The following is a 26621-nucleotide window of genomic DNA, read 5'->3' as shown; positions in this document are numbered from 1 at the left end:
TTGACGTGATTAGACCCCAAGAAAAAATCATTGCAAGAAGAGCTGCGATCTATGCAGCGATTGTGCATATTGTTTTAATCGCGATCATGATTGTCAGTTTTGAATGGAGAGTAAAGTTACCCCAAGTAGCCGAAGTGGAATTATGGGATTCAATTCCTGCAGCAAGTGTTAAGGCAATTGACACGCCGCCTGTTGAAAAGAAGATTGAGCCAGAACCGCCAAAGCCTCTGCCCAAACCATCTAAAATGGAAGAAATTATTAAATCACTGACAAGTGATAAGGCCGAAATTAGCTTGAAACAAAAAAAAGAAGAAGAGGATCGTAAAAAATTAGAAGATCAAAAAAAGAAAGATGATTTGAAAAAAATTCAGGAAGAACTTTTAAAGCAAGATCAATTGGCTAAACTTCAACAAGAATTATTACAAGACAAATCAAAGCCTTCATTAAATCGTCATGAAGACGTGAAACAATCAAATGCTAATCCTACCCAAGGAGGTGCTAAATTAGGTGAAATGGATAAATATAAATTATTGATTCAAAGAAAAATTCAACAGAATGTGAATAAGCAGTTATGTGGCACGAGTCCTGTGGAGCTTCAGTTTGAAATCGGACTCATGCCCACTGGAGAATTGATTGGTAACCCTAAAATGTTAAAATCAAGCGGTATTCCAGTATGTGACGAATCAGTCGAGCGTGCTATTTTTCAATCACAACCCTTACCAGTGCCAACAGATACTGATTTATTTTCAAAATTTAAAAATTTAAAACTTAACTTTAGACCCAATGAAAAAATATAATTTACTTATGTTAAAAACATTCAAAGCATTTATTTCTCTAGTCTTACTTTTCTTCATATCTTCTAGTGCATTTGCGATTGAAACGATTGAGATTTCTGGAGGCGGTACCAAGCAAATTAATATTGCAGTTATGCCTTATAAAGAAATGGCGGGGGATAAAGCTAATAGTCGTATGCATCAAATCATCGCAGCAGATCTTTATCGCTCGGGATTTTTCAGACCTTTAAATGTAGATGGTTTGATCAATAAACCATCAGCTTTAAGCGAAATCAATTATTCGGAAATGAGTGCCATTGAAGCACAAGTCATGACGCTAGGTCAGGTGGAGATCAGTAATAACCGTTTAAAGGTAAATTGGTTTTTAGTCGATATCAATAAAAAAACGATTTTAACTACTATGGAATATTCAGGACCAGTGGCCCAATATAGAGCCATCGCACATAAAATTTCTGACACCATTTATGAAAAATTAACTGGTATTCCAGGGGTCTTTAGCACCAAGATTTCTTACATCACAAAAAATAAAGGCCGCTACTCTTTAAACGTGGCCGATGCAGATGGATTTAATGTGCAGTCGGTTGTGGGATCCCCTCAGCCTATTATCTCTGCAAGATGGTCGCCAGATGGGACAAAGATCGCTTACGTATCTTTTGAAAAGAAAAAACCTATTATCTATATTCAGTCTTTAGTGACAGGACAAAGAACGGTCTTGGCTAACTTCAAAGGCAATAATAGCTCGCCTTCATGGTCGCCTGACGGCAGACGTTTGGCCATTGTTTTAACCTACAACGCAAACTCACAAATTTATCTCATCGATGCTGACGGGTCCAATTTAAAACCGCTTATCCAGAGTGCGCATATTGATACGGAGCCGGTCTGGTCGCCAGATGGCCGTTTGATTTATTTCACATCCGATCGCGGTGGTCGCCCACAAATTTATAAAGTCGCATCAAGCGGAGGCGAGCCTCAACGTGTGTCGTTCGAAGGAAACCAAAACTTAAATCCTAACGTCTCTCCCGATGCCAAAATGCTCTCTTATGTGATGCAAGATGAAGGTCGATTTAGAGTGGTGTTACACGATCTACAAACAGGACAAATTACGAAAATTACTGACGGTCCTTTTGATGAAGCGCCTAAGTTTTCACCGAATGGGCATGTGATACTATATGCACATAAGATCAACGGATCGGGCGAACTTTCTACCGTATCGATTGATGGTGTGGTTCGGCAATCATTTAATATTAACGCTGATGATATTAGAGAGCCCGCATGGGCACCTTTTGTAAAATAAATTAACTTAACTGGAGATTTGGAAAATGAAAAAGTCACTATTTCTTGCATCATTACTATCATTATTTTTGATAGGCTGTAGCTCAACACCGATTGTTGATGTATCAAAACCTGCTGGCCCTTCTGCATCGAACGATTCGAGCGATGAAAAAGATCTTGATTTAGCAAGCTTACGTGATCCAAATAACATCTTATCTAAACGTAGTATTTATTTTGACTATGATAAAGATACCGTGAAAGCTGAATATAAAGACCTCTTAGCAGCACATGCCAAATATGTGGCGTCACATCCAAAAGCCAAAATGACTTTAACTGGCAATACGGATGATCGTGGCTCACGTGAATACAACGTTTCACTTGGCCAAAAACGTTCTGTGTCGGTTAAGAAATCCATGAATGTTTTAGGTGCGCAAGATGCACAAATCGAAACAGTGAGTTTCGGTGAAGAGCGTGCAGATACAAATTGTAAAGATGACGTATGCTATGGAAAAGATCGTCGCGTCGATATCTCTTACGAAAAAGAGTAAATAGTTAAGCTTTAATGAAAAAACTTATTCTTTTAGCATATTTATTTGTCACACCTTTACATGCGGCACTCTTTGAAGATACGGACGCTAGAAAAAAACTTCAAGAGATGCAATTAAAAGAAACTGAGTTACAAGCTCGTATTGTCAATCTTGAGGCTGTCATTAAAAGTGGTAGCCTCAACGACATGCTGAATCAAATCGAATTAATGAAACAAGAGGTTTCCAAATTGCGTGGTGATATGGAAACCTTGCGTCATTTAAATGCTACGGTTGAACAACGCCAGAAAGATCTTTATCAAGATTTGGATGGCAGACTTCGAAGGATTGAAGAAAAATCAACTGCAGGCTCTCTTCCAACCCCCAACAAGGTCGCAGAAACGCCTCCAACGCCCGAGATAAAAGCACCTTCAGATCAAGAAGTTTACGATCAAGCGAACGCACTTTTAGATGGCTTAAAAAATAAAGAAGCTTTCCAAGCCTTTACTGATTTTATTAAACAATTCCCCAATAGTGCATTATTACCTGATGCTAAATATGCTTTAGCTAATGCACAATTTAATTTAAAGAATTACAAAGCAACGATTGGTACCTATCAAAAATTACTCGATCAGCATCCTGATTTTGCAAAAAATCCAGAAGCTTTATTAGGTTTAGCCAATGCACAAATTCAATTGGCGCTTATCCCTGAAGCCAAAAAAAGCTTAAAGGATTTAATTAAAAAATATCCTAAGAGTGATGTCATCCAAAATGCTCAAAAGCGCTTAAAAGTTTTAGAAAGTATTAAGCCCTAAAATTTTTACACCTTAACTTCTTTAGTCTTAAATTCTTAACGTGATACAACTTAAAATCTTTGAAATTTTTTATTCACTGCAAGGTGAATCCTCTCGCATGGGATGGCCTACGATTTTTATTCGCTTAAGTGGATGTCCGATGCGTTGCCATTATTGTGATACCGCTTATGCTTTTCAAGGTGGATCGATGATGGATATCGAGGCCATTATGGCATCGATCAAAAAATATGACACCCGCTTTGTCACAGTGACGGGAGGTGAACCGCTCGCACAAAAAGAAGTACACAACCTTCTTAAGACTTTGGCTGATAGCAATTACGAAGTCTCGATTGAAACCGGTGGAGGACTTTCTATCAAAGAGGTTGACCCTCGGATTAAAATTATTTTAGATATCAAAACGCCTGAGTCAGGTGAAGAGAAAAAAAATCACTGGGAAAATTTAGCGATTATTGAATCAAAAGATGAAATTAAATTTGTACTTTGTAGTCGTGAAGATTATGACTGGGCTAAAAAAATACTTGATCAATATAAGCTCACACAAAAATGTAGCGTCTTATTTTCCCCTGTATATCAAAAACTGGATGTCACTGATTTAGGGAATTGGATTTTGAAAGATCAGCTGCATGTGCGCATGCAAATTCAATTGCATAAATTACTCTGGGGAGAAAAACCGGGTGTCTAAAGCTGTCGTTCTTTTATCAGGAGGCCTTGATTCAGCCACCACGTTAGCGATTGCAAAAAATGAAGGTTATGAATGTTATGCCTTGAGTGTCAATTATCACCAGCGCCATATTGCCGAGCTCGAAGCTGCTAAAAAAATTGCTTTACTGTTTAAAGTACAAGATCATAAAACGGTTGAGATGGATTTAAGTTGGATGCTTACTTCAGCGCTGACTAATCCTGATTTAAAAGTACCAACCGAATTAACGTCTCATATTCCGATTACTTATGTGCCCGCGCGAAATACCTTAATGCTCACTTTGGCGCTAGGTTGGGCGGAAGTGATCGGTGCGCATGATATTTTTATAGGGGTCAATGCCGTCGATTATTCAGGTTACCCTGATTGCAGACCCGAATATATTGAGCAATTTCAGAAAATGGCTAATTTAGCCACCAAGTCAGCTGTAGAAGGGCAAAATATTCAACTTCACACCCCGTTGATTCATCTTTCTAAAGAAGCCATTATTCTTCAGGGTATGAAATTGGGCGTAGATTATAGTTTAACTGTCTCCTGTTACCAGGCTGATAAAGAAGGCCATGCATGTGGCGTCTGTGATTCTTGTCGTTTAAGGCAAAACGGCTTTAAAGCAGCTGGGGTTAATGATCCCACCTCTTACCAATAGTCCAAAAGAGACCTTAAATTCTTGTCTTTAAAGTGATTTTGCTTGCCAAATATGCCAAAAATAGCGTAAAATCCGCCCCTTTCTTAAGAAAATTTTTAACTAATTGAAGAGTGTAAATTATGGTAATTATTCGACTTTCTAGAGGCGGTTCAAAAAAGACCCCTTTTTACAATGTAGTAGTGGCAGATTCAAGAAATCGCCGCGACGGACGCTTTATTGAGCGTATTGGTTTTTATAACCCAATGGCTAAGATTGGCACCGAAGCACTTCGTATTGATAACGAACGTGTGACACATTGGAAAGGTCATGGCGCACTCCTCTCAGATTCAGTTCACCGTTTAGTTAAACTGCATGCAAAAGGCCCAGAAGCAATCGTGGCTTTAAAGAAAAAAGACGTAGATAAAGTAGAGCTCAGAAAAGCTAAAGAAGCCGCTAAGAAAGCTGAAGAATTAAAAGCAGCGATGGATGCTAAAGAAGCAGAAGAAAAAGCGAAGGCAGCAGAAGCTGCAACAGCGCCTGCGCCTGAAGAAGCACCTGCAGAAGCAGCAGCTCCTGAAGTAACAACTGAGGCAGCGCCAGAAGCGGCCCCAATAGAAGCCGCAGCTCCTGAAGCAGCTCCAGCTGAGGCGACTGAACCACCAGCTGAAAGCGCTTAATGTTTTGATTCACTTGTTGATACAAGTGATATGAGTGAGAGAGAAAAATTTATCATGGCACGCATCAGTGGGCCATATGGTGTCAAAGGTTGGATCAAGATCCAGCCCTTCACGGTAGATATCAATCAACTTCTGAACAAAAAAGAGTGGCTTATTGGGGATGAAAAATCATCCATAAGTTATTCGATCGAAACATCAAAAATACATGGCAATAGTATCGTTGCTAAGTTAGTAAATATCGATGATCGAGATGCAGCATTTGGGTTAAGAAATAAAACAATTTTAATACCCAAGCATGAGTTACCCGCCTTAGAAAAAGGCGAATATTACTGGAATGATTTGATGGGACATGCCGTCATCAACCAGAAACAAGAACATTTAGGTGTTGTTCAAACTTTTCTGGAAACAGGAGCGAACGATGTCCTAGTCGTTAAGGGCGACAAAGAGTATTTAATCCCTTTTATTCCGCATGTAATTTTAAATGTGGATATGGAAAAAAAAGAAATTGAAGTCGACTGGGATAAAGATTTTTAAATGAAACCTTTATCTTTTGATGTGGTGACACTTTTTCCTGAGATGTTTCAAGCATTAAAGGATTTCGGTATTACCTCTCGCGCATTTCATGAAGCGTTTGTAGATTTAACGTTATGGAATCCAAGAGATTTTACGAGTGATGCACATCGCACGGTAGATGATAGGCCTTATGGCGGCGGCCCTGGCATGCTGATGATGATTGAGCCTTTAAAGAAGGCGATCGATGCGGCTAAAAAAGCGCAAATGAATAAAGGTATTCAAGATGTGCGAGTGATTCATTTATCCCCAAGAGGATTGCCACTCACACATCAAAAAGTAATGGAATTGTCAAAAGCTTCAGGGCTCATTTTTTTAGCGAGTCGTTATGAAGGGGTTGATGAGCGGTTGATCGAAAGTAGTGTCGATGAAGAAATTTCAATTGGTGACTACGTATTAAGTGGCGGGGAATTACCCACCATGGTGGTGATGGATGCCATTATTAGGCAACTACCAGGGGTGTTAGGTGATGATAACTCAGCTATTGAGGATTCGTTTGTGAATGGCTTACTTGATTGCCCTCACTATACGAGGCCTGAGGTGTTCGAAGGATCCAAGGTGCCGGATGTATTATTGTCGGGTAACCATGCTAGAATTAGCGCCTGGCGATTTCAGCAATCGTTAGCGTTAACCAAGGTCAGGCGACCTGATTTGTTGGCCGCAAGGCTGTTGACTAAAGAAGAGACTCGGCTGCTTCAAGAAATTGATAAGCAGGAACAAGACTCTATATAACTAAAAGGAACGGATTATGGCAGATATTATTCAATTATTAGAGCAAGAAGAAATTGCTCGTCTAGGTAAAACCATCCCTAGCTTTGCACCAGGCGACACAGTCGTAGTCGGTGTAAATGTAGTCGAAGGTACAAGAAAACGTGTGCAGCTTTACGAAGGTGTTGTGATTTCAAAAAGAAATCGTGGCCTCAATTCAGCATTCACTGTGAGAAAAATTTCATCAGGTGAAGGTGTTGAACGTACATTCCAAACTTATTCTCCACTCATCGCATCGATCGAATTAAAACGTCGCGGTGATGTGCGTCGTGCAAAACTTTATTACTTACGTGAGCGTTCAGGAAAATCTGCGCGTATCCGTGAAAAATTAGATGCACGCGAAAAAGAAATTATTCAAGATATTCCAAAAACAGAAACACCGAAGGCGGCAGCGCCTGAGGCGGCTCCCGATAAGGCAGCTGAGTAATTTAAAAAGCCCCGTTAAAGCGGGGCTTTTTTATTTGTGTTAATCTTTTTCTATGGCGAAGAAAACACGAGATCCCATTGTTATTTCTGATGACGAAAAAAAAGTCATCGATCAATTTATTGATCACCTATGGCTTGAAGATGGTTTAGCCAAAAATACTTTGGAGAGTTATCGTTTTGATTTAATGCAGTTCTCCGAATTTCTAAATAAGAGTATTAAGAAAATATTATTAGAGGCTCATCAAAGCGATATTCAAGCTTATCTCGCTAATAAATTTAGTCATGTCAAAGCAAGAAGTATTTCAAGACTGATCGCAACACTGAGACGTTTCTATCGATATCACTTACGCGAACGTCATATCAATGAAGATCCTACCCTTCATGTAGAAGCCCCAAAGTTACCGAAATCACTTCCTAAAAGTTTAAATGAAACTGAGGTCGAATCTCTTTTAAAAGCCCCTCCAATTGAAACACCCTTAGGTCTTCGAGATCGCGCGATGCTAGAACTTCTTTATGCCTGTGGTTTGCGTGTGACTGAACTTATTAGTCTAAGAGTGACTGAAGTGAGTTTGAGTGATGGTGTGATTCGCGTCACAGGTAAAGGCAGCAAAACAAGATTAGTCCCTATGGGAGAAGTGGCTGTCGAATGGATTGATCGTTATTTAAAAGAAGCAAGACCCCATATTCTTAATCAGCATGTGTCGGATGATTTGTTTGTCACACAACGCGGAGAATGTATGACGCGACAATCATTTTGGCATTTAATTAAACGCTATGCATTGATCGCGGACATCCAAAAAACATTATCACCACATGTCTTACGACATGCTTTTGCCACACATCTACTTAATCACGGTGCAGATTTAAGAGTCGTTCAAATGTTATTGGGGCATGCAGATATTTCAACGACACAAATTTATACACATGTGGCACGCGAGCGTTTAAAAAAACTTCACGAAACACATCACCCGAGAGGTTAAGGACGACTTCCTTTTTCAAAGATGACACCGACAGCTTTCACTTGCGGCAAAATCTGAGGTTTTGAAATTTTAAGCTTCATCCAGGGAGACTTAAATTCTTTTTCTAATGTTTCAATAATGAGATGAGCTAAAGGCTCTAAGAGTTTAAATGTGTGACTTGTTGTGATGGATTTAATGCGCTCAGCAACGATGCCGTAATCAATGGTATCCCCAATTAAATCAGAAGTCGTTGAGGCTAATTGTGGCAAAGCCATTTCAAGATCAATCACCAATATTTGAGGTAATGCGCGTTCCCAATCCGAGACACCAATAATGGTTTCAACTTTCATCTCTTCTATAAAAATAAGTGGGGCCGTCATGAGCGCTTCAAAAAATTGTAAAATAGAGGTTTCATTATAAAGTGATTTTCAAATGATGAACGTGATTTACATTCTTTTTAGTTATCTCATGGGTGCTATTTCATTTGGCATCGTGATGAGTCATTTATTTTCTTTGCCTGATCCTCGCACGATAGGCTCAAAAAATCCAGGTGCCACGAATGTCTTACGAACAGGAAAAAAATTAGCTGCATTATTAACCCTTCTAGGCGATGCTCTTAAAGGTTCTTTGACAGTCGGCTTAGCGCAATATTTTGAATTGTCTCCGGTGATGGTAGCGCTTGTTGCAATTGCCACACTCATAGGACATATTTTTCCTATTTATTATGGCTTCAAAGGGGGTAAGGGGGTTGCAACGGCTGCAGGTATTCTCTTTATGTTTTCGTGGGTGATGGGATGCACAGTATTAGCTATATGGTTCGCTGTGTTTATCATCTGGCGTTATTCATCTTTGGCGGCCATCATTGCAGCAAGCTTATCCCCTGTGATAGGCTTTTTTTATGCCATTGATTTTTATCAATTGATTGCATCGTCCATCATTGCGCTGATTTTAATTCTTCGTCACATTGATAATATTAAACGCTTAATCAATGGCACCGAATCAAGTTTTAGAGATAAGAAATAATTTTTTAAGCGAGTTGCCATCTGGGTTTAACTATAAAACTAAGATCACGTTTTAAGGAAGTTTCTAGTCGCATCGCGCCAGCAAATGCAATCATGGCGCCATTGTCTGTGCAGAATTCTAAGCGCGGAAAAAAAACTTCATAATTTTTTTTAGATAATTCAGTTTTTAATTTTTCACGTAATTGCTTATTTGCACCCACACCCCCTGAAACAACAAGATGTTTCAAGTGTGTTTGATCGAGTCCTGCGAGACATTTTTTACTTAAGACATCAGTGATCGCTTCCTGGAATGCAAAAGCAATATCAGCTTTGATTTCATCTGTTAAATTTTCTTGTGCGCGGATTAAATGCAACACTGCCGTTTTTAATCCACTAAAACTAAAATTTAAATCTTTGCTATGCATCAGGGGTCTCGGTAAATCAAAACAAGGCTTTCCTTTTTCAGCTAAAAGTGACAAAGCCAATCCGCCTGGGTAACCTAAGCCTAATAATTGTGCTGTTTTATCAAAAGCCTCCCCTGCAGCATCATCTAAAGTGTCACCAATAATTTCATATTGACCGATTTTTTTCACATGAATAATTTGCGTGTGACCCCCAGAAACCAAAAGGGCTAAAAAAGGAAAAGTAGGCGGATCTTTTTCCAATAAGGGGGCTAATAAATGTCCCTCTAAATGATGGATCGGAACCGTAGGGATTTGAAGTGCAAAGGCTAGCGCTTCAGCGAGCGAACTTCCAACCAACAAAGCTCCAGATAAACCAGGGCCTTGCGTATAAGCAATGGCATCCACATCTTCTTTTTTAACCCCTGTCTTTTTAAAAAGACTTTCAAGTAAGGGCAAAATAAGCCTAATATGGTCACGGGACGCTAATTCAGGGACTACGCCGCCATAAGCTTCATGAAGGTCGACTTGAGAATGAAGCACATGACCTAAAAGACCTTTTTCATTGTCAAAAAGGGCGAGTCCAGTCTCATCACAGGAGGTTTCAATACCAAGTACCAGCATGGGTTTAAGGCTCAAAAAAGATTGATAAATGAGTAGATTAGCATTAAAATAACGGACTTTTCCGAAATTCCATTTTGGGAAAACACACAAAAACGCATTATTTAAAATAAGAGAGTTTAATGTCAACAGTACGTGTAAAAGAAAACGAGCCATTCGACGTAGCACTTCGTCGTTTCAAGCGCTTAATTGAGAAGACCGGTCTTATCAACGACTTACGTGCGCGTGAGTTCTATGAGAAGCCAACGTGGGAACGTAAACGTAAAGCTGCTGCGGCAGTCAAGCGTCAGTACCGTCGTCTTCGCAATCAAATGCTCCCCCCAAAATTATTCTAATTTTTTAAGATGTCCTTAAAAGTAAAAATTACTGAGGACATGAAGGATGCTATGCGCGCTAAAGACGTCGTTCGTCTTGGCACAATTAGACTTCTTCAATCAGCTATTAAACAGCGTGAAGTCGATGAGCGTATTGAATTGACGGATCAAGATGTCATGGCTGTCATTGAAAAAATGTTAAAGCAACGTCGTGATTCCATTGAAGCCTACGAGTCTGCAAAAAGACAAGATTTAGCTGATGCTGAAAAAGCTGAAGTGGTAATCTTACAAAGCTATCTTCCACAAGCGCTAACTGACGAAGAAGTGAGTGCCATTTTAGATGCTGCGATTAAGGCCACAAACGCCACAAGCATTAAAGAGATGGGTCAAGTGATGGCGATCGTCAAACCACAAGTAGTGGGTCGAGCAGATATGGGTAAATTATCAGCCCTCATCAAACAAAAGCTTGGTTGATAGCCTCCCAAAAAACTCAATATAAAAATTTAAAAAAATGATGAAGGGGCTTAAGGCTCCTTTTTATTTTTAAGCTATGATTAAACGCATATGATTCCAGAGTCGTTCATCCAAGAACTTTTAAATCGTGTCGATGTGATCGATGTGATTGATAAAAGTGTGCCTTTAAAAAAAGCCGGTAGTAACTATGTGGCTTGCTGTCCTTTTCATCAAGAGAAGTCGCCTTCATTTACAGTAAGCCCTTCGAAACAGTTTTACCATTGCTTTGGTTGTGGCGCGCATGGGTCAGCTTTAAGTTTCTTAATCGAATATCAAGGTATGAGCTTCGTGGATGCGGTAGAAGATCTTGCTAAGTCAGTTGGTCTTGCTGTGCCGCAAGATTCACAAAGAATTTCACCCGAAGTTAAAGAAAAAAATTTAGCACTTGGCGAAGCTCTAGAACTCGCGTCTCAGTATTATCAAAGTGCGTTAAAAAAATCAGAACGCGCGATTGAGTATTTAAAAAAACGTGGACTTACAGGGCAAATTGCAAAAACATTTCAATTAGGATATGCCCCCGAAGGTTGGCAAAATTTAGAAAGCGTATTTAAAAAATACGATGATGAAGCACTTAATATTGCGGGTCTCGTCTTAAAGAACGATCAAGGTAAACGCTATGATCGTTTCCGTGATCGCATCATGTTTCCTATTCATAATATGAAAGGCGAAATTATTGGATTCGGTGGGCGAGTAATCAATCCCGAAGATACGCCTAAATATTACAACTCACCTGAAACACCACTCTTCCAAAAGAGCCAAGAGCTCTATGGTCTTTTCGCAGCGCGTCGATCGATTCGCGAAAAAGGTTGTGTCCTCGTAGTAGAAGGCTATATGGATGTCGTAGGTCTCGCCCAATTTGGTGTGACGCATGCAGTCGCGACATTGGGTACCGCCACATCTGCATTCCATATTAAAAAATTAATGCGCCAAACTGATACGATTATTTTTTGTTTTGATGGCGATAATGCAGGACAAGCGGCAGCTTGGCGCGCCATGATGAATGCACTTCCGAGCCTGAATGATAAAGTTGTTTTGAAATTTTTATTTTTACCTGAAGAGCATGATCCTGATAGTTTTATTCGATTGCATAGCAAGGAAGCTTTTGAATCGATGATGCAAGAAGCGATGCCTTTGTCGCAGTATTTAATCCAGCAATTAACTGAAAAAAATCATTTAGCGACTCAAGAAGATAAAGTGAAATTTTTAAATGAAGCAGAGCCTATCTTAAAAGAGATCACGGCGCCTAAATTAAGCTTACTTTTACGTAAACGTTTTGCGGAATTGCTTCATTTGAATGATAAAGAAATAGATCAATTGCTTCATGTGGCACAGCCTCAATTTCAAGCCAATAAATCCTATGTTAAAACAAAGGGAAAGCTTCCAGCATCAATCAAACGTCAATTTATTTTACTTCTTATCTTAAAGCCCCAGCTGGCCATGAGCGAAGATTTAGCGTTGGCTCAAACAGAATCTTTTGAAGATGATTTACTTAAAAAAGTCTTAGAAATTGCCTTAAATCAACCTGAATCGAAACCTTCTTCAATCCTCCATGGTCTTAAATCACAAGTAGATAATGTGGTGATGGACTTAGTCAATGAGGAGCTTACCCACTTTGATGATCAGATCCATTTTGAGTCTGAAATTGAGGGGGCGAGAAAAACCCTCCTTGAGCAGGGAAAAGCGTCTAAAACGAAGGCCCATTTTAGTGCTTTGAAAGATAAGCCTTTAAGTAGCTTAACAAATGAAGAAAAAGAACACCTTAAAACGCTTACCCAAAGACCCAAAACACCCCCTAAAACTTAAGCCTTTCATTGACCAAAAAGGCCCTTTTTGGTACACTTGAAGGTTACGCGTTTATTTATATTTTGTTGATTTATAAGGCAAAATAAGCCCTAACAAGAAGAGGTAGAGCATGGCCAGACCAAAAAAAGACCCGTCGCAAAAAAAGAACCCCAAAATGAAAGATTTCTATGGAAATGCGAATGACGCAAATCCTCAGGCTATCGAAGAGCGACGTGCCCGTCTTAAAACCTTAATCGTCCTTGGTAAAGAGCGAGGCTATGTAACTTTCGCTGAAATCAACGACCACTTGCCTGACGAAATTCAAGAGTCAGAACAAATTGAAGGCATTGTGAGCATGATCAACGATATGGGGATCATGGTCTATGAACAAGCGCCTGATGCAGAAGCGCTCCTCATGGCAGATGTGCCACCTCCTGTGACAGATGAAGAAGCGGCTGAAGAGGCTGAGCAAGCCCTTGCCACTGTGGATTCTGAATTTGGAAGAACAACTGATCCTGTGCGCATGTATATGCGTGAAATGGGAACTGTGGATCTATTAACGCGCGAGGGCGAAATTGAAATTGCAAAGCGCATTGAAGACGGTTTAAAACACATGGTGCAAGCAATTGCAGCATGTCCTACAACTATCACCGAACTTCTTGCGATGGTTGATAAAGTTGAATCCAATGAATTAAGTGTCGATGAAGTGGTAGATGGTTTAATCGATGTAGAAGTCGAAGCGCCGATCGTAGCTGCTGAAGCCGAAGAGGAAGTCGAAGAAGATATTGATGCAGAAGAAGACGATGATGCAGATGGCGCTAAAGCCGCTGCAATTTCAGCTGAAGCGCTTGCCAAATTGCGTGAAGAAGTTTTAACGCGTTTTGCTGCGATCCGAAAAACTAATCAGAAGATGAATGATATTCGTCTTAAAAAAGGTATTGACGATCCTGCGTATAAAAAACTTCATGAATCTGTTTTAAAAGAGCTTATGGAATTTAGATTTTCAGCGAAACAAGTGGAAGCTCTTTGTGACTCCGTTAGAAATCGCGTAAATCAAATTCGTATACACGAAAGAAAATTGATGGACTTCTGTGTGGAAAAATCAGGTATGCCTCGCACACATTTTATTAAGAGCTTTCCCGGTAATGAAACGAATCTCAATTGGCTTGTCGATGAATTAAAACTAGACAAAGCTTATAACGCAAAATTAGAACGCTTTAAGCATTCCATCGTAGATCAGCAAGATCAATTAATTGCGATTGAAAAAGAAGCAGGTTTGTCGATTAAAGATTTAAAAGAAATCAATAAGCAAATGACGACAGGTGAAGCAAGAGCTCGTCGTGCAAAACGCGAAATGATTGAAGCTAACTTACGTCTTGTGATTTCGATTGCAAAAAAATACACCAACCGTGGCCTTCAATTCTTAGACCTCATTCAAGAAGGTAATATCGGTTTGATGAAAGCCGTCGATAAATTTGAATATCGTCGTGGCTATAAATTTTCAACATATGCGACTTGGTGGATTCGACAAGCGATTACTCGTTCTATCGCTGACCAAGCAAGAACAATTCGTATTCCAGTGCATATGATTGAAACGATTAATAAGATGAATCGTATCTCACGACAAATTTTACAATCCACAGGTGCTGAACCTGACCCATCAGTACTCGCTGAAAAAATGGAAATGCCTGAAGATAAGATTCGCAAGATTTTAAAAATTTCCAAAGAGCCTATTTCGATGGAAACACCGATAGGTGATGATGAAGATTCTCATCTTGGCGACTTTATTGAAGATGCAGCAACATTAACCCCGATTGATGCGGCTGTATACGGATCACTGCGTGATGTGACAGCAGAAATTTTAGAGTCTCTGACACCACGCGAAGCTAAGGTCTTACGTATGCGTTTTGGTATTGAAATGAATACAGATCATACGTTAGAAGAAGTGGGTAAACAGTTTGATGTCACGCGTGAGCGTATTCGACAGATTGAAGCAAAGGCTTTGAGAAAATTGAGACATCCAACACGCTCAGAAAGATTACGTAGCTTTTTAGAAAACGGAAAAGAATAAATTAATCTATCAGAGGGCCTATAGCTCAGTTGGTTAGAGCAGAGGACTCATAATCCTTTGGTCCCTGGTTCGAGTCCAGGTGGGCCCACCAAATTAGAATTAAAAAGTAAGTAAAAAGAAAGGTAACAATATGACAAAAGAAGTGGTATTAAAATATTTACAAAAACATGGACAAAAAATTGATCACGAGATCGTAAAAGATACAGGGATTGATTTAAAAGAGTTAAGAAAAACTATTTCAGAATTACAAAGCAAGAATTTAATTCAGACATGTACCATTATTCAACATGGCGCCAAAGGTAAACTTGTTGAAGGTATTCAGTGTCGTATCGCAGGCTACACACCGCCAGCAGCGCCAGGTAGAAAAGCACCTGCTGCACCACCTCAGTAATTTGAATTAAATCTGACGCTCGACTTCGTCGATAATTGTGGAAGGTTTAATTTTTAAAGCGGTAGCTAACTTAAATATCGTATAGAGACTTGGGTCTTTATGGCCCATTTCTAATTCGCTGATATAAGCTCGAGAAAGACTGGATTCAATTGACAAAGCTTCTTGCGTAAGTTTTTTGCTAAGCCTTTTTTTTCGAAGAATGATACCGAAGGTACTGTCTATTTTGGAAAGTTTGTTCACCTAATCACTATGCATTATTTTAAAAAATAATTCTGTCATTCTTAGACGACATAGTTTGAAGTCGAAGTTACAAAGCCTTTATAAATGCAACTTATAGATGGAATGGGGGACGATAAATTGGATGTACTAGTTAATTTGCTAAATATGAATACACATAAATTATTTTCAGCTGAACTTAACAAAGCATTGAGACTTAAATACAAATCTAAAAGTATTTCTGCGCTTTATTTTGCGACTCAGTTTAATAAACAATGTAAAAAAACCTCACTTCATATCTCACAAGAGTCTGCAAGAAAATGGCTTAAAGGATTGTCATTTCCAAACCAAGAAAGAATCATGGTTCTGATTTTATGGTTGAAGCTTGATAGCCGTCTTTTTTATATTGAAGATCTTCAGGCATCAGATGCAGATGATAGGAGTGAATCAATCATAGCCGATCAGGCAAAAGTTTTAAAAGAGACGCTCATTAAAATGACCACAAAGCTTTTGGAGCTTATTAAGACGATTCGTTAATGAAAGGTTAATATATTTATATGAAAATTTTTATTTTAATTGGGATTGCTCTTGTATTTTATTTGCTTAGAGCAAATGTGATGGCAGCACCTATTTTAAAGATTGGTGATGACGCACCAACTTTTACACTTCCAGATAGCCAAGGCAATCAAGTCAGTTTGTCTGACTACAAAAGCAAATGGGTTGTTCTATATTTTTATCCGAAGGATGATACGCCTGGATGTACTAAGGAAGCTTGTCAGTTTAGAGATGATTTTAAAACGCTAGAGGCTTTAGGCGCTAAAGTCATTGGTGTAAGTATTGATGATAGCTTTTCTCATAAGAAATTTGCTGAAAAATATAATTTACCTTTTCCTCTTTTGTCAGATACTTCAGGAGATGTTGCCAATAGCTACGGGGCATTAAACAACTTTTTAGTGATTAAGCTTGCTAAAAGATATACGTATCTGATTAGCCCTCAAGGCAAGATTGCAAAAATTTATCTGAGCGTAGATACCTCAAAACATAGCCAAGAAATTATTGAGGATTTAAAAATACTTAAATTAAAAAATTTAAATCAAGAGTAATTGATCAATTTTTTCCGCCAATTCAAAATCTTTATCTGTAATGCCTGACGCGCTGTGGGTATGAGTTCTAATGATCAGTTCATTATGTTTAAATACGAGTTCTGGATGATGATTTAATTGGTTCGCAATTTTTGCAATTTCATTTGCTATGCGAATCGATTCATCAAAACTCTGCGTTAAGAATTTTCTTTCAATTGAAGGAAAAATATAAGACCAGGATGTACATTTAAGCGTTAATTTTTCTTCTATTTCTTTTGCGTTGTAAGCCATGGATTACCTTATTTGGTGGTATTTGAGTTCTGCAAGATCAATAATTTCTAAAGCTTTTTCATGTGTAGCCTCTAAAACGACAGGAGGTGCGATACCTTCTTCTAAAGCCTCAAGCCATCGGTTGGAACATAGACACCAACGATCTCCCTTTTTAAGTCCCGTAAATTCATATTCAGGCCTTGGGGTCATTAAGTCATTACCTTTTAATTTAGAGAACTGGAGGAATTCTTGGGTAACTTCTGCGCATACCGTGTGCTGGCCGATATCTTCGGGACCTGTCTCACAGCATCCATTTCTAGTGAATCCTGTGATAGGGTTTAGGTTGCACACTTCTAATTTTGTGCCGAGAACATTTTTAATTGTCATTTTTTAAGACGCCACTATGAACGATATTTAAATCTTGGAGTCACATAGACCATGAAACATACGATAAGTTTATTTTTATTGCTCATTGCGACACAAGCAGAAGCAATCCCCACTTTTGAAAAATTATTAGAGCTTAATAATTCAATTGTAGTTGTTAATGTTGATTTTCCCGATGGCTCCTCAGGCACTGGAACAGGTGTTGTTGTGAGTAAGGAGTATGTTGCAACTGACTGCCATGTGATAGCGAATACAATGGGCGCCAATATTTCTAAATACGATAATACATATAAGCCAATAGCATTTAAGGCTGATTGGAAACATGATTTATGTTTATTAAAGTTTGAAGAATTACCATTTACACCAGTCTCGCTTCGAGACAGCCAAACACTCCAATACGAAGAAGATGTATTTAGTGTGAGCTATCCAAATGGGAGCAATGTGCCACAGCCATCTTATGGGTCTGTTAAGGCGATACATCGCTTGGATAGCAGTGTCATTATTAGATCAGATGCGGCCTTTGCTCTTGGTTCTAGCGGAGGTGGCCTATTTGATGAAAAATATAATTTAATCGGTATTACAACATTTAAAAGTCCAGGGCCTCAAGGGTTCTTTTACAGTTTGCCAGTAGAGTGGATTAAAAAGCTTATGAAGGAACCTGATACTAAATCACTTAAAACCTTAGATATTCCTTTTTGGGCCATGCCATTCGAACAAAAGCCTTATTTTATGAAAGTGGTGATTCCTTACCAAAATAAAGAGTGGGATGCGCTTAAGTCTATTTCAGATTTGTGGATTAAAGAAGAGCCGAACTCATCTGATGCTTGGTATTTTTTGGGGCTAGCTGGCCAAGGAAAAAAAGATCTTAAAGCCGCTAAAGAAGCATTTTCGAAGGCTGAAAGAATAAATCCGAGACATGTGGATGCCATGATGGGGTTAGCAGACATAGCCGAATCTGAAAAGGATTTAGTAGCTCTACAAAATATTCAAAAAAAGGTCAATCAATTAAATACAAGTCTCGCAGAAGTTATTTTGAATAAATTAGATAAGTTAAAGTAAGATTTCGTATCTATAAACTTTAATAAAATATTTCATTATGTTAAAACAAGCTCTATTACTTGCTGAAAAAGGGTTGCTCCCAGACTCACTCATCCGTTTTGGAATCAGACAGCTTTTAAAGAAACGCCTTGATGAAATCAGCAATCAAGATTCAGAAAAATCACAAGATTTAAAAAGTGCATTTTTGAAAAGCATGGATGACTCTCCTATCGCTTTAGTTCCTCACCTTGCAAACAAACAACACTATGAAGTGCCATCTTCTTTCTTTGATTTTTGTTTAGGTAAACATAAAAAATATAGTAGTTGTTATTGGGATAGCCAAACGAATCATTTAGATGATGCAGAATTTAATGCGCTGAATATCAGTGCCGCACATGCTGATTTAAAAAATGGACAAACTATTTTAGAGCTTGGATGTGGCTGGGGATCTTTAACGCTTTTTATGGCTCAGAAGTATCCGAAAAGTCGAATATTTGCGGTATCTAATTCAAACAGTCAAAGGGTTTTTATTGAGACTGAGGCGAAAAAAAGAAAGCTTAAAAATATCCATGTCATCACATGCGATATGAATCGATTCCAACCTAAAAATTTTAAGATTCCAAAAGCTTTTGATCGAGTTGTCTCAATTGAAATGTTCGAGCATATGCGAAATCATAGAAAGCTTTATCGAATGCTTCATGATTGGTTAAAGCCCGGTGGCAAATTCTTTATGCATATTTTTGTGCATCAACATACACCTTATGCATTTGAAGTAAAAGATAAGGATGACTGGATGAGCAAATTTTTCTTTTCAGGCGGAATGATGCCAAGCGATGATCTGCCTTTACATTTTCAAGAGCATTTAAAACTGAATCAAAAATGGTGTTGGGATGGAACCCATTATGAAAAGACAGCCAATGCATGGTTAGATAATATGGATGAGAAGAAATCAGACATTTATCCTATTCTTAGAAAAACATATGGTAATCAACATGCGACGCAATGGTTTAATCGGTGGCGTATTTTTTATATGGCCTGTGCTGAATTATTTGGATATCGTGATGGCCAGGAGTGGTGGGTTACGCATTATCAATTTCAGAGACCAAAGAAATAAATGAAATTAATTAATTTTGTACTTTTTCAGCTGGGCTGGTTTATCTCGGTATGGGGAGCTGCCAATCAAAAGCTACCTTTATCTATGATGGTTGTAGCTTTGATTTTATTGGCTCATATTATGCAAGCCTCGCGAAAAAAAGAGGCCACTCTGCTGCTATTGATCATCATGCTATTGGGCTCGATATTCGATCAGTTACTATTAATTACAAATTTAGTAACCTATCAGAATCAATTCTTTGATACTCTCGTACCTGTTTGGATTGTCGCTATGTGGGGATTATTTGCAACCACACTCAATCTCTCCTTGAGCTGGCTTAAATCTAATAGGGTGCTAGCTGTTTTATTTGGGTTTATCGGTGGCCCTGTAGCTTACTTTGCGGCAGAGCAATTAAATGCAGTTCAACTTACAAATCAATTTTCAATATATGCCCTAGCGCTTGGCTGGGCCATCTTAACCCCAGTTTGCTTGCTTATTGCAGGAAAGTGGAATGGATTTCGCACATGATCTATTTAAATGCATTAATCATTAATGTTTTGTTCGCATGCCTTGGCTGGCTTATTAGCCTTAAAAAAAATAATGTGACTCATGTTGATATTATGTGGGGTTTATTTTTTGTACTCAATGCGATTTATTTTTATACAGCATTTACGCCGTCATTAAGGTCTGCTCTGGTTCTTTTATTAGTTTTTCTGTGGGGTGCTCGCCTTTCGATTTATCTTACGATAAGAAATTGGGGAAAATCAGAAGATGCGCGTTACTTAAAAATTCGAAAAAATAACGAACCCAATTTTAGATATAAAAGTGCCTATATTATTTTTGGACTCCAATCTGTTCTTTCATGGATCGTGGGATCGATTCTTTTTATTGCAATAGAAAATGATCATCCTTTAATTTGGATAGATATATTAGGGTTTTCAATAGCATTATTTGGGATTGTTTATGAGTCAGTCGCCGATTATCAATTAATGCTATTTAAGAGCAACATAAAAAATCGCGGGAAGCTTCTACAATCAGGGTTATGGAAATTTAGTCGGCATCCAAACTATTTTGGTGAGCTTTTAGTTTGGTGGGGCTTTTTTATGACAACCCTTACCACAGGAATTCATTTTAATTTAGTAACGCCACTTCTTATGACCTTTTTGATATTAAGATTTTCAGGTGTGACACTTCTTGAGGCTAATCTCGTTAAAAAATTTGATGAGTATCAAACTTACAAGAAAAAAGTAAATACTTTAATTCCTCGATTCTGGAAGGCATAATATGCGATATAAATATTCCCTACTGGCAGCATTTTTTTTATTATTGAGTGGATGTATGAGTCAAGCCCCGATTAAAACGGTTCCTGAAGTAAACTTAAAGTCATTTATGGGGCCATGGTTTGTTATTGCTCACATTCCAACCTTTATTGAAAAAAATGCATTTAATGCCATCGAGTCATACGAACTAAATGAAGACGGTACGATCGGCACAACCTTCACTTTTAATGAGGGATCTTTATCAGGACCTGTTAAAACATATCACCCTAAAGGTTTTGTGATGAAAGGGTCTGGCAATGCCTTATGGGGCATGCAATTTATATGGCCTATCAAAGCACAATATAAAATTGTTTATTTAGATCAAAATTACCAAAATACGATTATTGCTAGAGACGATCGTGATTACGTGTGGATCATGTCACGCCAAAAAAAGATAGATCAAGATACACTAAAAAACCTAGTCAAAAAAATTGAAGATGATGGTTACGATATTAAGAAATTACGTTGGATTGAGCATTCAAATTAATAATGAGTCAATTTTTTAAAAAACTATTTTTTTGGTTTGATAATTCTTTTCTTGAAGAAAAGTATGCATCAATCACAAATGGCAAGGAGATTGATTGGATGAGAGTTATTCCATTTATTCTTCTTCATTTGTCTTGTTTATTAATCTTCGTTGTAGGTTTTAGTTGGATTGCTTTTATACTATGTATCTCTCTTTTTGCAATTCGCATGTTCGCGATCACAGGTTTCTATCACCGTTACTTTTCTCATAAAACTTTTAAGACCTCCCGTTTCGTTCAGCTTCTTTTCGCTATGATTGGTGCTACTGCAGTTCAAAGAGGACCTCTCTGGTGGGCAGCGCACCATCGCGGTCATCATATGCACTCAGATACTTCTGAAGATAAGCACTCACCAAAAGAGCACGGCTTTTTGTGGAGTCATATGGGATGGTTTTTAACTAAATCAAATTTCGTGACTAATACGAAATTTATTCGAGAGCTTATAAGATTTCCAGAGTTGCGAATCATTGATCGGTTTGATCTTTTAATGCCTTTAGGATTGTCGATTGGCTTATTTATTGCTGGTCATTACCTAAATCAATATGAGCCGCAATTAAATACGAATGGATTCCAATTATTCATTTGGGGATTTTCGCTCTCTACAGTGATGCTTTATCACGCTACTTTTTTAGTAAATTCAGTGGCGCACCAATGGGGAAAAAAAAGATACGAAACTAAAGATACCAGTCGTAATAATTTTATTATTGCGCTTTTGACGTTTGGTGAAGGCTGGCATAATAACCACCACCACTATCCCGGCTCTGCAAGGCAAGGTTTTTATTGGTGGGAAATAGATTTAACTTATTACGTTTTGAAATTTTTAGCGATGATAGGTGTGATATGGGATGTGCGCACGGTTTCTGACAATATCCGAGAATCTAAAAAAATAGAACATCTTCATCATTAGCTATGAAAATAGCAATTATAGGATCAGGTATCTCTGGCAATACACTTGCTTACCATCTAAATTCGAATCACCACATTACGCTATTTGAAAATAACTCAAGAGTAGGGGGGCACTCACATACCCATGCCATCGATTTATTTAATCAAAAGTTTCATGTAGATACAGGTTTTATTGTCTTTAATAAAAAAACCTACCCACATTTTTTAGATCTATTACATGAGCTTCATGTGCCATACGAAAATAGTGCTATGAGCTTTAGTGTCAAAGATAGTCAAAAAGATTTTGAATATAACGGAACAAATTTAAATGCACTGTTTGCGCAAAGAAAAAATCTTATAAGCCCAACATTTTATAAGATGATCAAAGAAATTCTTCGATTTAATAAAAATTCCACCTTACTTTTAAATAGCAATAAAGAAATAAGTTTAGGTGAGTATCTTGATCAAGAAGCCTACTCTGAATTTTTTAAAAAATATTATATATTGCCGATGGGCTCTGCTATATGGTCTTCTAACTATAAAACCATGATGGAATTTCCCGCAAAATTTTTTGTACGGTTTTTCGATAATCATGGCATGTTGAATGTCAATGATAGACCCCAGTGGCTTACTATCAAAGGCGGCTCAGTGAATTATGTAAAAAAGTTAACTGCATCTTTTGCGAGTAAAATTAAGCTCAATGAAAAAATACAGTCTATTGATAGAAAAAGTGACCATGTGATTATTCAATTTCAAGACCGAACTGAAAAGTTTGATTGGGTATTTTTTGCTTGCCATAGTGATGAAGCATTGAAATTAATTAAAAACCCCACTCAAGATGAAAAAAGTATTTTAAAGGCAATACCTTACACAGATAATGAAGTCATCTTGCATTATGACGAGAACTTTATGCCCAAAAGAAAGCTAGCTTGGGCGGCGTGGAATTATCATATCAATCAAAATATTCATGCCCCTGTGTCTCTGACATACAATATGAATATATTGCAAAATCTAATTACAAATGTACCGATTTTAGTGACATTAAATCCGCAAGAAAAAATTAATAGGAAGAAAATTATCAAAAAGCTTTCCTACGCCCACCCACAATATAGCTTGCAAAGTATAGTGGCCCAATCAAATTATCATCTGATTTCAGGAATAAATCGCACTTCCTTTGCTGGGGCTTATTGGGGGAATGGATTTCACGAGGATGGTGTCAAAAGTGCTTTAGTTGCGATTAAGCAGTTTAACGAGATACATAGATTTTAAAAATGAATGCCATTTATGAAGGTTCCCTCAAACATTCCCGGTCGAAGCCGAAAACGCATACATTCGAGTACCGAATCCGTTTGCTGTATCTGGATTTGGACAATATAGACACTATGTTTTCAGGTAACTTCTTTTGGAGTTATAACAAATTTAATTTTGGCTGCTTTTTAAGGTCAGATTACTTTGGTAATAAAAAAATAAACTTAAAAAAATCCATACAGGATGAAATTAGAAAAGAGCTCAATTTTAATCATCATGGAAAAGTATATTTACTGACGAGCCCACGTTATTTTGGATATTGTTTTAATCCAGTGAGTTTTTATTACTGCTTTAATACAAAAAATAAGTTAGAAGTTATTGTGTCGCATATTACCAATACACCTTGGAATGAAAATCATGCTTATGTCCATGACTGCAGAAATATAAAGACACCAATCAAAACTTTCGAATTTAGGAAGAATTTCCATGTATCACCTTTTATGCCAATGAATATTCAATACCGTTGGAGCTTTAAAGAGCCGGGAGATAAGATAGAAGTGTTTATGAGTAACATCCACGAGAAAGAATTTATTTTTAATGCATCGATGCAACTACAAAAAAAACCTTTAACAAAGCAATCACTGAATTTTTTACTTTTCAGATTCCCACCCGAAACTTTTAAAACAATCCTATCCATTTATTGGCAAGCATTATGCCTAAAGATAAAAGGCATTACTTTTTTTCCACATCCATAAATTTTCAATTATTCTTATGAAAAATCCATTACATCATTTAGCTAGATCCCTTGTTTTTAATCAGTTAAAGAAAATTGATATAGGCTATATCGCTGTTCAAGAAGGAGGCAAAAGTTTTTCTTTCGGAAATAAAGGGAAATTAAGTGCTCATATAACCGTGCATGACCCGAGATTCTATGGCGCGCTAGCATTTGGAGGCTCCATTGGTGTGAGCGAGGCCTTTATGCAAAAGTTTTGGTCTGTAAACGATTTAACTCAGCTTATTCGTATTATGGCTATCAATCAAAATGCAATGGATCAATTAGAAGGCTTATTTAATGTTTTTCTAAAGCCAATACTTAAAACACTCCACTACTTAAATCAAAATTCAGTTAAAGGTAGCCGCGTTAACATTTCTAAACATTATGATTTGGGCAATAATTTTTTCTCGCTTTTTTTAGATGCAACCATGATGTATTCATCCGCTGTGTTTAAAAATCCTCATGACTCGCTTCATAAAGGATCCATTTATAAATTAGAAAAGGTATGCCAAGGACTTGAATTATCCTCTCATGATCATGTGATTGAAATTGGCTCTGGCTGGGGAGGTTTTGCTATTTATGCTGCGCAAAATTATGGATGCAAAGTAACGACTACAACTATTTCAAAACAACAGTTTCTCTATGTAAAACAAAAAATTAAAGATTTAAAATTAACGCATAAGATTAACGTGTTACTTTCAGATTATCGGCATTTAAAAGGTCGTTATGACAAATTAGTATCTATTGAAATGCTAGAAGCTGTCGGTTATCAGTATTACGATACTTATTTTGAAGTGTGTGCTCAGTTATTGGAACCTAATGGTATTGCATTCATACAAACCATTACGATTGCAGATCAACGCTATGAAAAAGCTAAGCGATCTGTTGACTTTATTCAAAGATATATTTTCCCGGGTAGTTGTATTCCCTCTTTGACAGCTTTACAAAATAGCATTACGCAATCCTCAGATTTAAAAATTTATAATGTTCAAGATATTGGTGATCATTACGCCAGAACGCTGGCTTTTTGGAGAAAGGCTTTTTTTGCAAATATCAAAGAAGTAAAGGCTTTAGGGTTTGATGATGTATTTATTCGAATGTGGCACTTTTACCTGGCTTATTGTGAAGGCGGATTCAAGGAAAAAGTAATCAGTGATATTCATCTTAAATTAGTGAAACCAGGATATCGTGGATAATGTAAAAGCCTGTTTTCTTGTACTTTTATGCATTTGAGAGCATTATATTTAGATAAATTTTGCTGCAATGTTAAGGGGAGTTAAAGTGATGAAAAATATAGTTTTTTCAATATTGTTGAGCTTAGTAAGCGCTTTCGCGCCTATGGGCGTTCACGCTGAAACACCAAATCATCTAGATGGTGTGATAGACAAATACTTTAAAGGTAAATCTTTAACCAAATCAGATGACATCACATTTGATGTCGCTAAAAGAGCGCTAGACGGAACCCAAGTTCCTTTTAAATTTACAGCAAATAAAAAATATAAAAATATTTCAGTGGTGGTTGAAGGTAATCCTCATCAGTTACCAGGCATTGGATCTCTAGCCTTAACTATGCATCCTAAGGTAGCACCTTTCACATTTGAAACTAATATCCGCATGGAGCAAGACAGTTATATTGATGTGATTGCTGAGGACGATGAAGGAAGGTTCTTTTATAATCAGGTCGTAATTCGATCAGCAGGTGGTTGCTCAGCAGGGATGATTTATGATGCAGATGCGGTATTAAAGGAAGTGGGTACCATGAAAGTATTACAAACCGAAACGAGAGCTTCAGTATTTATTAAACACCCCCAACATAATGGATATCAGGCTAATTTAAGTAACTACACAGGACTTTTTATTCTTCCTGAGTGGCATTTATCAAGTGTGGTAGTCAAAGATCAAGAAAAAGAAATATGGAGTGCAGAATTTGGCGGTGGCAGCACATCTGAAAACCCTGTCTTTGTTTTTGATTCCCCAAAAATTAAAGGCAATCTTCAAGTACTTGCAGTTGATACACAGGGTAAGCAATATATTGGCAAATAAGTTGATGCAGACACAAAAGCTACAACTTTTGTGTCTGCAGATTTTTGGTTTTAGTTTTAACGTTACAACGCATTTAAATTAAGGAGAATATTTTGAAAAAATCTTTAGCTATATTAGCCCTGGTGATTGTGGCAGGCCTCGTCGGAGCTGTTTTATTCTATGGTAATGATTATAAGCATGATGATAGACCAGTGATTCTGGATTTAAAAAAACACAATGAAGTAATGAGTACTTGCATAAAAACTGCATTAGAAAAACATCCTGGAGCAATTGTAGAAATTGAAATGGAAAAAGAGGATGGTCGACCTATATTTGATATTGATATTCAGGGTGCTGACGGTAAACGTTGGGAAATTGAATGTGATGCAGAATTAGCGACAATCATTGAAGACAGTATAGATAAAGGTTGATTTTTTCTATAACTAGAAAAGCCACTTAGTAAGTGGCTTTTTTCTTTTGCAATAGGACAAGAAAAAATAAAACTCGATAGATTCTTTAATGTGAAGATCTGAAAATGTTTTTA

Annotated in this window: 35 protein-coding genes and 1 tRNA gene; 31 read left to right on the top strand and 5 right to left on the bottom strand. The window is 37.6% G+C overall.

Translation table 11 applies throughout. The annotated features are described in order from the left end of the window. Window positions 1-5: 5 nt before the first annotated feature. The 11 genes from FIT70_RS06105 (at window position 6) to xerD (ending at window position 8148) form a co-directional block, all read left to right on the top strand. Window positions 6-797: a TonB C-terminal domain-containing protein gene (locus FIT70_RS06105; protein ID WP_223257726.1), complete on the top strand. Its 792-nt coding sequence runs from the start codon at window positions 6-8 to the stop codon at window positions 795-797. Beyond that, entirely contained in the window at window positions 784-2088 is a 1305-nt protein-coding gene (tolB, locus tag FIT70_RS06100; RefSeq protein WP_139931189.1) for a Tol-Pal system beta propeller repeat protein TolB, read from the top strand. Before FIT70_RS06105 ends, tolB begins: the two co-directional genes overlap by 14 nt. Window positions 2089-2113: 25 nt before the next feature. Further along, complete coding sequence (locus FIT70_RS06095; RefSeq protein WP_139931187.1) at window positions 2114-2614, top strand: OmpA family protein; 501 nt, start codon at window positions 2114-2116, stop codon at window positions 2612-2614. 14 nt (window positions 2615-2628) lie between these two features. Then, a complete protein-coding gene (gene ybgF, locus FIT70_RS06090) occupies window positions 2629-3405 on the top strand; it encodes a tol-pal system protein YbgF (protein ID WP_139931185.1) in 777 nt (258 codons plus the stop codon). Window positions 3406-3448: 43 nt separating this feature from the next. Further along, window positions 3449-4087 (top strand): 7-carboxy-7-deazaguanine synthase QueE, encoded by a 639-nt coding sequence (gene queE / locus FIT70_RS06085; protein ID WP_139931401.1) that lies wholly within the window; start codon window positions 3449-3451, stop codon window positions 4085-4087. Further along, window positions 4029-4748: a 7-cyano-7-deazaguanine synthase QueC gene (gene queC / locus FIT70_RS06080; RefSeq protein WP_139874850.1), complete on the top strand. Its 720-nt coding sequence runs from the start codon at window positions 4029-4031 to the stop codon at window positions 4746-4748. Before queE ends, queC begins: the two co-directional genes overlap by 59 nt. Window positions 4749-4867: 119 nt before the next feature. Further along, complete coding sequence (gene rpsP / locus FIT70_RS06075; RefSeq protein ID WP_139931183.1) at window positions 4868-5404, top strand: 30S ribosomal protein S16; 537 nt, start codon at window positions 4868-4870, stop codon at window positions 5402-5404. Between the two features lie 54 nt (window positions 5405-5458). Continuing rightward, window positions 5459-5938 (top strand): ribosome maturation factor RimM, encoded by a 480-nt coding sequence (gene rimM, locus FIT70_RS06070; protein ID WP_189340850.1) that lies wholly within the window; start codon window positions 5459-5461, stop codon window positions 5936-5938. Continuing rightward, on the top strand, window positions 5939-6706 hold the full coding sequence (gene trmD, locus FIT70_RS06065) for a tRNA (guanosine(37)-N1)-methyltransferase TrmD (RefSeq protein WP_028818011.1): 768 nt from the start codon (window positions 5939-5941) through the stop codon (window positions 6704-6706). 16 nt (window positions 6707-6722) lie between these two features. Next, on the top strand, window positions 6723-7169 hold the full coding sequence (gene rplS / locus FIT70_RS06060) for a 50S ribosomal protein L19 (RefSeq protein WP_223254719.1): 447 nt from the start codon (window positions 6723-6725) through the stop codon (window positions 7167-7169). A gap of 52 nt (window positions 7170-7221) precedes the next feature. Next, a complete protein-coding gene (xerD, locus tag FIT70_RS06055) occupies window positions 7222-8148 on the top strand; it encodes a site-specific tyrosine recombinase XerD (protein WP_139931179.1) in 927 nt (308 codons plus the stop codon). Here xerD and folB read toward each other — a convergent pair. After that, on the bottom strand, window positions 8145-8507 hold the full coding sequence (folB, locus tag FIT70_RS06050; RefSeq protein ID WP_139874848.1) for a dihydroneopterin aldolase: 363 nt from the start codon (window positions 8505-8507) through the stop codon (window positions 8145-8147). The two genes, xerD and folB, sit on opposite strands and share 4 nt — an antisense overlap. Before the next feature lie 52 nt (window positions 8508-8559). Between folB and plsY the strand changes: the two genes are divergently transcribed. Continuing rightward, window positions 8560-9150 (top strand): glycerol-3-phosphate 1-O-acyltransferase PlsY, encoded by a 591-nt coding sequence (gene plsY, locus FIT70_RS06045; protein ID WP_139931177.1) that lies wholly within the window; start codon window positions 8560-8562, stop codon window positions 9148-9150. A 4-nt stretch (window positions 9151-9154) separates the two neighbouring features. Here the strand turns inward: plsY and tsaD are convergent, their stop codons facing one another. Then, window positions 9155-10153 (bottom strand): tRNA (adenosine(37)-N6)-threonylcarbamoyltransferase complex transferase subunit TsaD, encoded by a 999-nt coding sequence (gene tsaD, locus FIT70_RS06040; RefSeq protein WP_139931175.1) that lies wholly within the window; start codon window positions 10151-10153, stop codon window positions 9155-9157. A gap of 119 nt (window positions 10154-10272) precedes the next feature. On the opposite strand from tsaD, the gene rpsU reads away from it, so the two are divergent. The 6 genes from rpsU to FIT70_RS06010 all read left to right on the top strand — a co-directional run bounded on the left by rpsU (window position 10273) and on the right by FIT70_RS06010 (window position 15221). After that, entirely contained in the window at window positions 10273-10485 is a 213-nt protein-coding gene (gene rpsU / locus FIT70_RS06035) for a 30S ribosomal protein S21 (protein WP_028818016.1), read from the top strand. Window positions 10486-10494: 9 nt separating this feature from the next. Continuing rightward, complete coding sequence (locus FIT70_RS06030) at window positions 10495-10938, top strand: GatB/YqeY domain-containing protein (protein ID WP_028818017.1); 444 nt, start codon at window positions 10495-10497, stop codon at window positions 10936-10938. Between the two features lie 90 nt (window positions 10939-11028). Next, entirely contained in the window at window positions 11029-12780 is a 1752-nt protein-coding gene (gene dnaG, locus FIT70_RS06025) for a DNA primase (protein ID WP_139931173.1), read from the top strand. 154 nt (window positions 12781-12934) lie between these two features. After that, entirely contained in the window at window positions 12935-14830 is a 1896-nt protein-coding gene (gene rpoD, locus FIT70_RS06020) for an RNA polymerase sigma factor RpoD (protein WP_223254762.1), read from the top strand. A 14-nt stretch (window positions 14831-14844) separates the two neighbouring features. Next, window positions 14845-14921 (top strand) — tRNA-Ile (locus FIT70_RS06015). 39 nt (window positions 14922-14960) lie between these two features. After that, complete coding sequence (locus FIT70_RS06010; RefSeq protein WP_028818020.1) at window positions 14961-15221, top strand: transcription initiation factor IIE subunit alpha family protein; 261 nt, start codon at window positions 14961-14963, stop codon at window positions 15219-15221. A gap of 6 nt (window positions 15222-15227) precedes the next feature. Here the strand turns inward: FIT70_RS06010 and FIT70_RS06005 are convergent, their stop codons facing one another. Then, window positions 15228-15461, bottom strand: coding sequence for a helix-turn-helix domain-containing protein (locus tag FIT70_RS06005; RefSeq protein WP_139931171.1), 234 nt, complete (start codon window positions 15459-15461; stop codon window positions 15228-15230). An 84-nt stretch (window positions 15462-15545) separates the two neighbouring features. Here FIT70_RS06005 and FIT70_RS06000 point away from each other — a divergent pair, with 84 nt between their 5' ends. Both FIT70_RS06000 and FIT70_RS05995 read left to right on the top strand, forming a co-directional pair. Further along, window positions 15546-15974, top strand: coding sequence for a hypothetical protein (locus tag FIT70_RS06000; RefSeq protein WP_139931169.1), 429 nt, complete (start codon window positions 15546-15548; stop codon window positions 15972-15974). 20 nt (window positions 15975-15994) lie between these two features. After that, window positions 15995-16540 carry a peroxiredoxin gene (locus FIT70_RS05995; protein WP_139931167.1) on the top strand — a complete coding sequence of 182 codons (546 nt, stop codon included), beginning with the start codon at window positions 15995-15997 and terminating at the stop codon, window positions 16538-16540. Here FIT70_RS05995 and FIT70_RS05990 read toward each other — a convergent pair. Beyond that, a complete protein-coding gene (locus tag FIT70_RS05990; RefSeq protein ID WP_139931165.1) occupies window positions 16526-16810 on the bottom strand; it encodes a 4a-hydroxytetrahydrobiopterin dehydratase in 285 nt (94 codons plus the stop codon). The two genes, FIT70_RS05995 and FIT70_RS05990, sit on opposite strands and share 15 nt — an antisense overlap. A gap of 3 nt (window positions 16811-16813) precedes the next feature. Next, window positions 16814-17176: a DUF2237 family protein gene (locus FIT70_RS05985; protein WP_139929050.1), complete on the bottom strand. Its 363-nt coding sequence runs from the start codon at window positions 17174-17176 to the stop codon at window positions 16814-16816. Window positions 17177-17227: 51 nt separating this feature from the next. Between FIT70_RS05985 and FIT70_RS05980 the strand changes: the two genes are divergently transcribed. From FIT70_RS05980 to FIT70_RS05930, 11 genes are all read left to right on the top strand, one after another. Next, window positions 17228-18232 carry a S1 family peptidase gene (locus tag FIT70_RS05980; RefSeq protein WP_028818025.1) on the top strand — a complete coding sequence of 335 codons (1005 nt, stop codon included), beginning with the start codon at window positions 17228-17230 and terminating at the stop codon, window positions 18230-18232. A 37-nt stretch (window positions 18233-18269) separates the two neighbouring features. Further along, window positions 18270-19325 carry an SAM-dependent methyltransferase gene (locus FIT70_RS05975; protein ID WP_139931163.1) on the top strand — a complete coding sequence of 352 codons (1056 nt, stop codon included), beginning with the start codon at window positions 18270-18272 and terminating at the stop codon, window positions 19323-19325. After that, the gene (locus FIT70_RS05970; RefSeq protein ID WP_139931161.1) at window positions 19326-19832 is read left to right on the top strand and encodes a DUF2878 domain-containing protein; all 507 of its coding nucleotides are present in this window, start codon (window positions 19326-19328) and stop codon (window positions 19830-19832) included. Next, window positions 19829-20587 (top strand): DUF1295 domain-containing protein, encoded by a 759-nt coding sequence (locus tag FIT70_RS05965; RefSeq protein WP_139931159.1) that lies wholly within the window; start codon window positions 19829-19831, stop codon window positions 20585-20587. The genes FIT70_RS05970 and FIT70_RS05965 overlap by 4 nt, the downstream gene beginning before the upstream one ends. A 55-nt stretch (window positions 20588-20642) precedes the next feature. Next, window positions 20643-21110, top strand: a complete 468-nt coding sequence (locus tag FIT70_RS05960; protein WP_223257725.1) for a lipocalin family protein — start codon at window positions 20643-20645, stop codon at window positions 21108-21110. A 2-nt stretch (window positions 21111-21112) separates the two neighbouring features. Further along, window positions 21113-22054, top strand: a complete 942-nt coding sequence (locus FIT70_RS05955; protein WP_139931155.1) for an acyl-CoA desaturase — start codon at window positions 21113-21115, stop codon at window positions 22052-22054. A gap of 2 nt (window positions 22055-22056) precedes the next feature. Next, window positions 22057-23301, top strand: coding sequence for an NAD(P)/FAD-dependent oxidoreductase (locus tag FIT70_RS05950; protein WP_139931153.1), 1245 nt, complete (start codon window positions 22057-22059; stop codon window positions 23299-23301). A gap of 2 nt (window positions 23302-23303) precedes the next feature. Continuing rightward, window positions 23304-24035, top strand: a complete 732-nt coding sequence (locus FIT70_RS05945; protein WP_139931151.1) for a DUF1365 domain-containing protein — start codon at window positions 23304-23306, stop codon at window positions 24033-24035. A gap of 16 nt (window positions 24036-24051) precedes the next feature. Then, the gene (locus FIT70_RS05940) at window positions 24052-25251 is read left to right on the top strand and encodes an SAM-dependent methyltransferase (RefSeq protein ID WP_139931149.1); all 1200 of its coding nucleotides are present in this window, start codon (window positions 24052-24054) and stop codon (window positions 25249-25251) included. An 88-nt stretch (window positions 25252-25339) separates the two neighbouring features. Then, window positions 25340-26098, top strand: coding sequence for a thiosulfate oxidation carrier protein SoxY (locus FIT70_RS05935; protein ID WP_189340849.1), 759 nt, complete (start codon window positions 25340-25342; stop codon window positions 26096-26098). A 92-nt stretch (window positions 26099-26190) separates the two neighbouring features. Next, window positions 26191-26508, top strand: a complete 318-nt coding sequence (locus tag FIT70_RS05930) for a PepSY domain-containing protein (protein WP_028818035.1) — start codon at window positions 26191-26193, stop codon at window positions 26506-26508. Window positions 26509-26621: the final 113 nt, after the last annotated feature.

Origin of the sequence: Candidatus Methylopumilus universalis (assembly GCF_006364435.1) — a bacterium.
In the GTDB taxonomy this organism is placed as follows: Bacteria; Pseudomonadota; Gammaproteobacteria; order Burkholderiales; family Methylophilaceae; genus Methylopumilus; species Methylopumilus universalis.
This window is presented reverse-complemented; position numbering and strand designations above follow the sequence as displayed.

What these genes read in the sequence shown, in the direction of transcription:
- tolB (WP_139931189.1), top strand. Translation starts at nt 784, where the DNA reads ATGAAAAAATATAATTTACTTATGTTAAAAACATTCAAAGCATTTATT.
- FIT70_RS06095 (WP_139931187.1), top strand. Translation starts at nt 2,114, where the DNA reads ATGAAAAAGTCACTATTTCTTGCATCATTACTATCATTATTTTTGATA.
- ybgF (WP_139931185.1), top strand. Translation starts at nt 2,629, where the DNA reads ATGAAAAAACTTATTCTTTTAGCATATTTATTTGTCACACCTTTACAT.
- queC (WP_139874850.1), top strand. Translation starts at nt 4,029, where the DNA reads ATGTGCGCATGCAAATTCAATTGCATAAATTACTCTGGGGAGAAAAAC.
- rpsP (WP_139931183.1), top strand. Translation starts at nt 4,868, where the DNA reads ATGGTAATTATTCGACTTTCTAGAGGCGGTTCAAAAAAGACCCCTTTT.
- rimM (WP_189340850.1), top strand. Translation starts at nt 5,459, where the DNA reads ATGGCACGCATCAGTGGGCCATATGGTGTCAAAGGTTGGATCAAGATC.
- trmD (WP_028818011.1), top strand. Translation starts at nt 5,939, where the DNA reads ATGAAACCTTTATCTTTTGATGTGGTGACACTTTTTCCTGAGATGTTT.
- rplS (WP_223254719.1), top strand. Translation starts at nt 6,723, where the DNA reads ATGGCAGATATTATTCAATTATTAGAGCAAGAAGAAATTGCTCGTCTA.
- xerD (WP_139931179.1), top strand. Translation starts at nt 7,222, where the DNA reads ATGGCGAAGAAAACACGAGATCCCATTGTTATTTCTGATGACGAAAAA.
- folB (WP_139874848.1), bottom strand. Translation starts at nt 8,507, where the DNA reads ATGACGGCCCCACTTATTTTTATAGAAGAGATGAAAGTTGAAACCATT.
- plsY (WP_139931177.1), top strand. Translation starts at nt 8,560, where the DNA reads ATGATGAACGTGATTTACATTCTTTTTAGTTATCTCATGGGTGCTATT.
- tsaD (WP_139931175.1), bottom strand. Translation starts at nt 10,153, where the DNA reads ATGCTGGTACTTGGTATTGAAACCTCCTGTGATGAGACTGGACTCGCC.
- rpsU (WP_028818016.1), top strand. Translation starts at nt 10,273, where the DNA reads ATGTCAACAGTACGTGTAAAAGAAAACGAGCCATTCGACGTAGCACTT.
- FIT70_RS06030 (WP_028818017.1), top strand. Translation starts at nt 10,495, where the DNA reads ATGTCCTTAAAAGTAAAAATTACTGAGGACATGAAGGATGCTATGCGC.
- dnaG (WP_139931173.1), top strand. Translation starts at nt 11,029, where the DNA reads ATGATTCCAGAGTCGTTCATCCAAGAACTTTTAAATCGTGTCGATGTG.
- rpoD (WP_223254762.1), top strand. Translation starts at nt 12,935, where the DNA reads ATGAAAGATTTCTATGGAAATGCGAATGACGCAAATCCTCAGGCTATC.
- FIT70_RS06010 (WP_028818020.1), top strand. Translation starts at nt 14,961, where the DNA reads ATGACAAAAGAAGTGGTATTAAAATATTTACAAAAACATGGACAAAAA.
- FIT70_RS06000 (WP_139931169.1), top strand. Translation starts at nt 15,546, where the DNA reads ATGCAACTTATAGATGGAATGGGGGACGATAAATTGGATGTACTAGTT.
- FIT70_RS05995 (WP_139931167.1), top strand. Translation starts at nt 15,995, where the DNA reads ATGAAAATTTTTATTTTAATTGGGATTGCTCTTGTATTTTATTTGCTT.
- FIT70_RS05990 (WP_139931165.1), bottom strand. Translation starts at nt 16,810, where the DNA reads ATGGCTTACAACGCAAAAGAAATAGAAGAAAAATTAACGCTTAAATGT.
- FIT70_RS05985 (WP_139929050.1), bottom strand. Translation starts at nt 17,176, where the DNA reads ATGACAATTAAAAATGTTCTCGGCACAAAATTAGAAGTGTGCAACCTA.
- FIT70_RS05980 (WP_028818025.1), top strand. Translation starts at nt 17,228, where the DNA reads ATGAAACATACGATAAGTTTATTTTTATTGCTCATTGCGACACAAGCA.
- FIT70_RS05975 (WP_139931163.1), top strand. Translation starts at nt 18,270, where the DNA reads ATGTTAAAACAAGCTCTATTACTTGCTGAAAAAGGGTTGCTCCCAGAC.
- FIT70_RS05970 (WP_139931161.1), top strand. Translation starts at nt 19,326, where the DNA reads ATGAAATTAATTAATTTTGTACTTTTTCAGCTGGGCTGGTTTATCTCG.
- FIT70_RS05965 (WP_139931159.1), top strand. Translation starts at nt 19,829, where the DNA reads ATGATCTATTTAAATGCATTAATCATTAATGTTTTGTTCGCATGCCTT.
- FIT70_RS05960 (WP_223257725.1), top strand. Translation starts at nt 20,643, where the DNA reads ATGAGTCAAGCCCCGATTAAAACGGTTCCTGAAGTAAACTTAAAGTCA.
- FIT70_RS05955 (WP_139931155.1), top strand. Translation starts at nt 21,113, where the DNA reads ATGAGTCAATTTTTTAAAAAACTATTTTTTTGGTTTGATAATTCTTTT.
- FIT70_RS05950 (WP_139931153.1), top strand. Translation starts at nt 22,057, where the DNA reads ATGAAAATAGCAATTATAGGATCAGGTATCTCTGGCAATACACTTGCT.
- FIT70_RS05945 (WP_139931151.1), top strand. Translation starts at nt 23,304, where the DNA reads ATGAATGCCATTTATGAAGGTTCCCTCAAACATTCCCGGTCGAAGCCG.
- FIT70_RS05940 (WP_139931149.1), top strand. Translation starts at nt 24,052, where the DNA reads ATGAAAAATCCATTACATCATTTAGCTAGATCCCTTGTTTTTAATCAG.
- FIT70_RS05935 (WP_189340849.1), top strand. Translation starts at nt 25,340, where the DNA reads ATGAAAAATATAGTTTTTTCAATATTGTTGAGCTTAGTAAGCGCTTTC.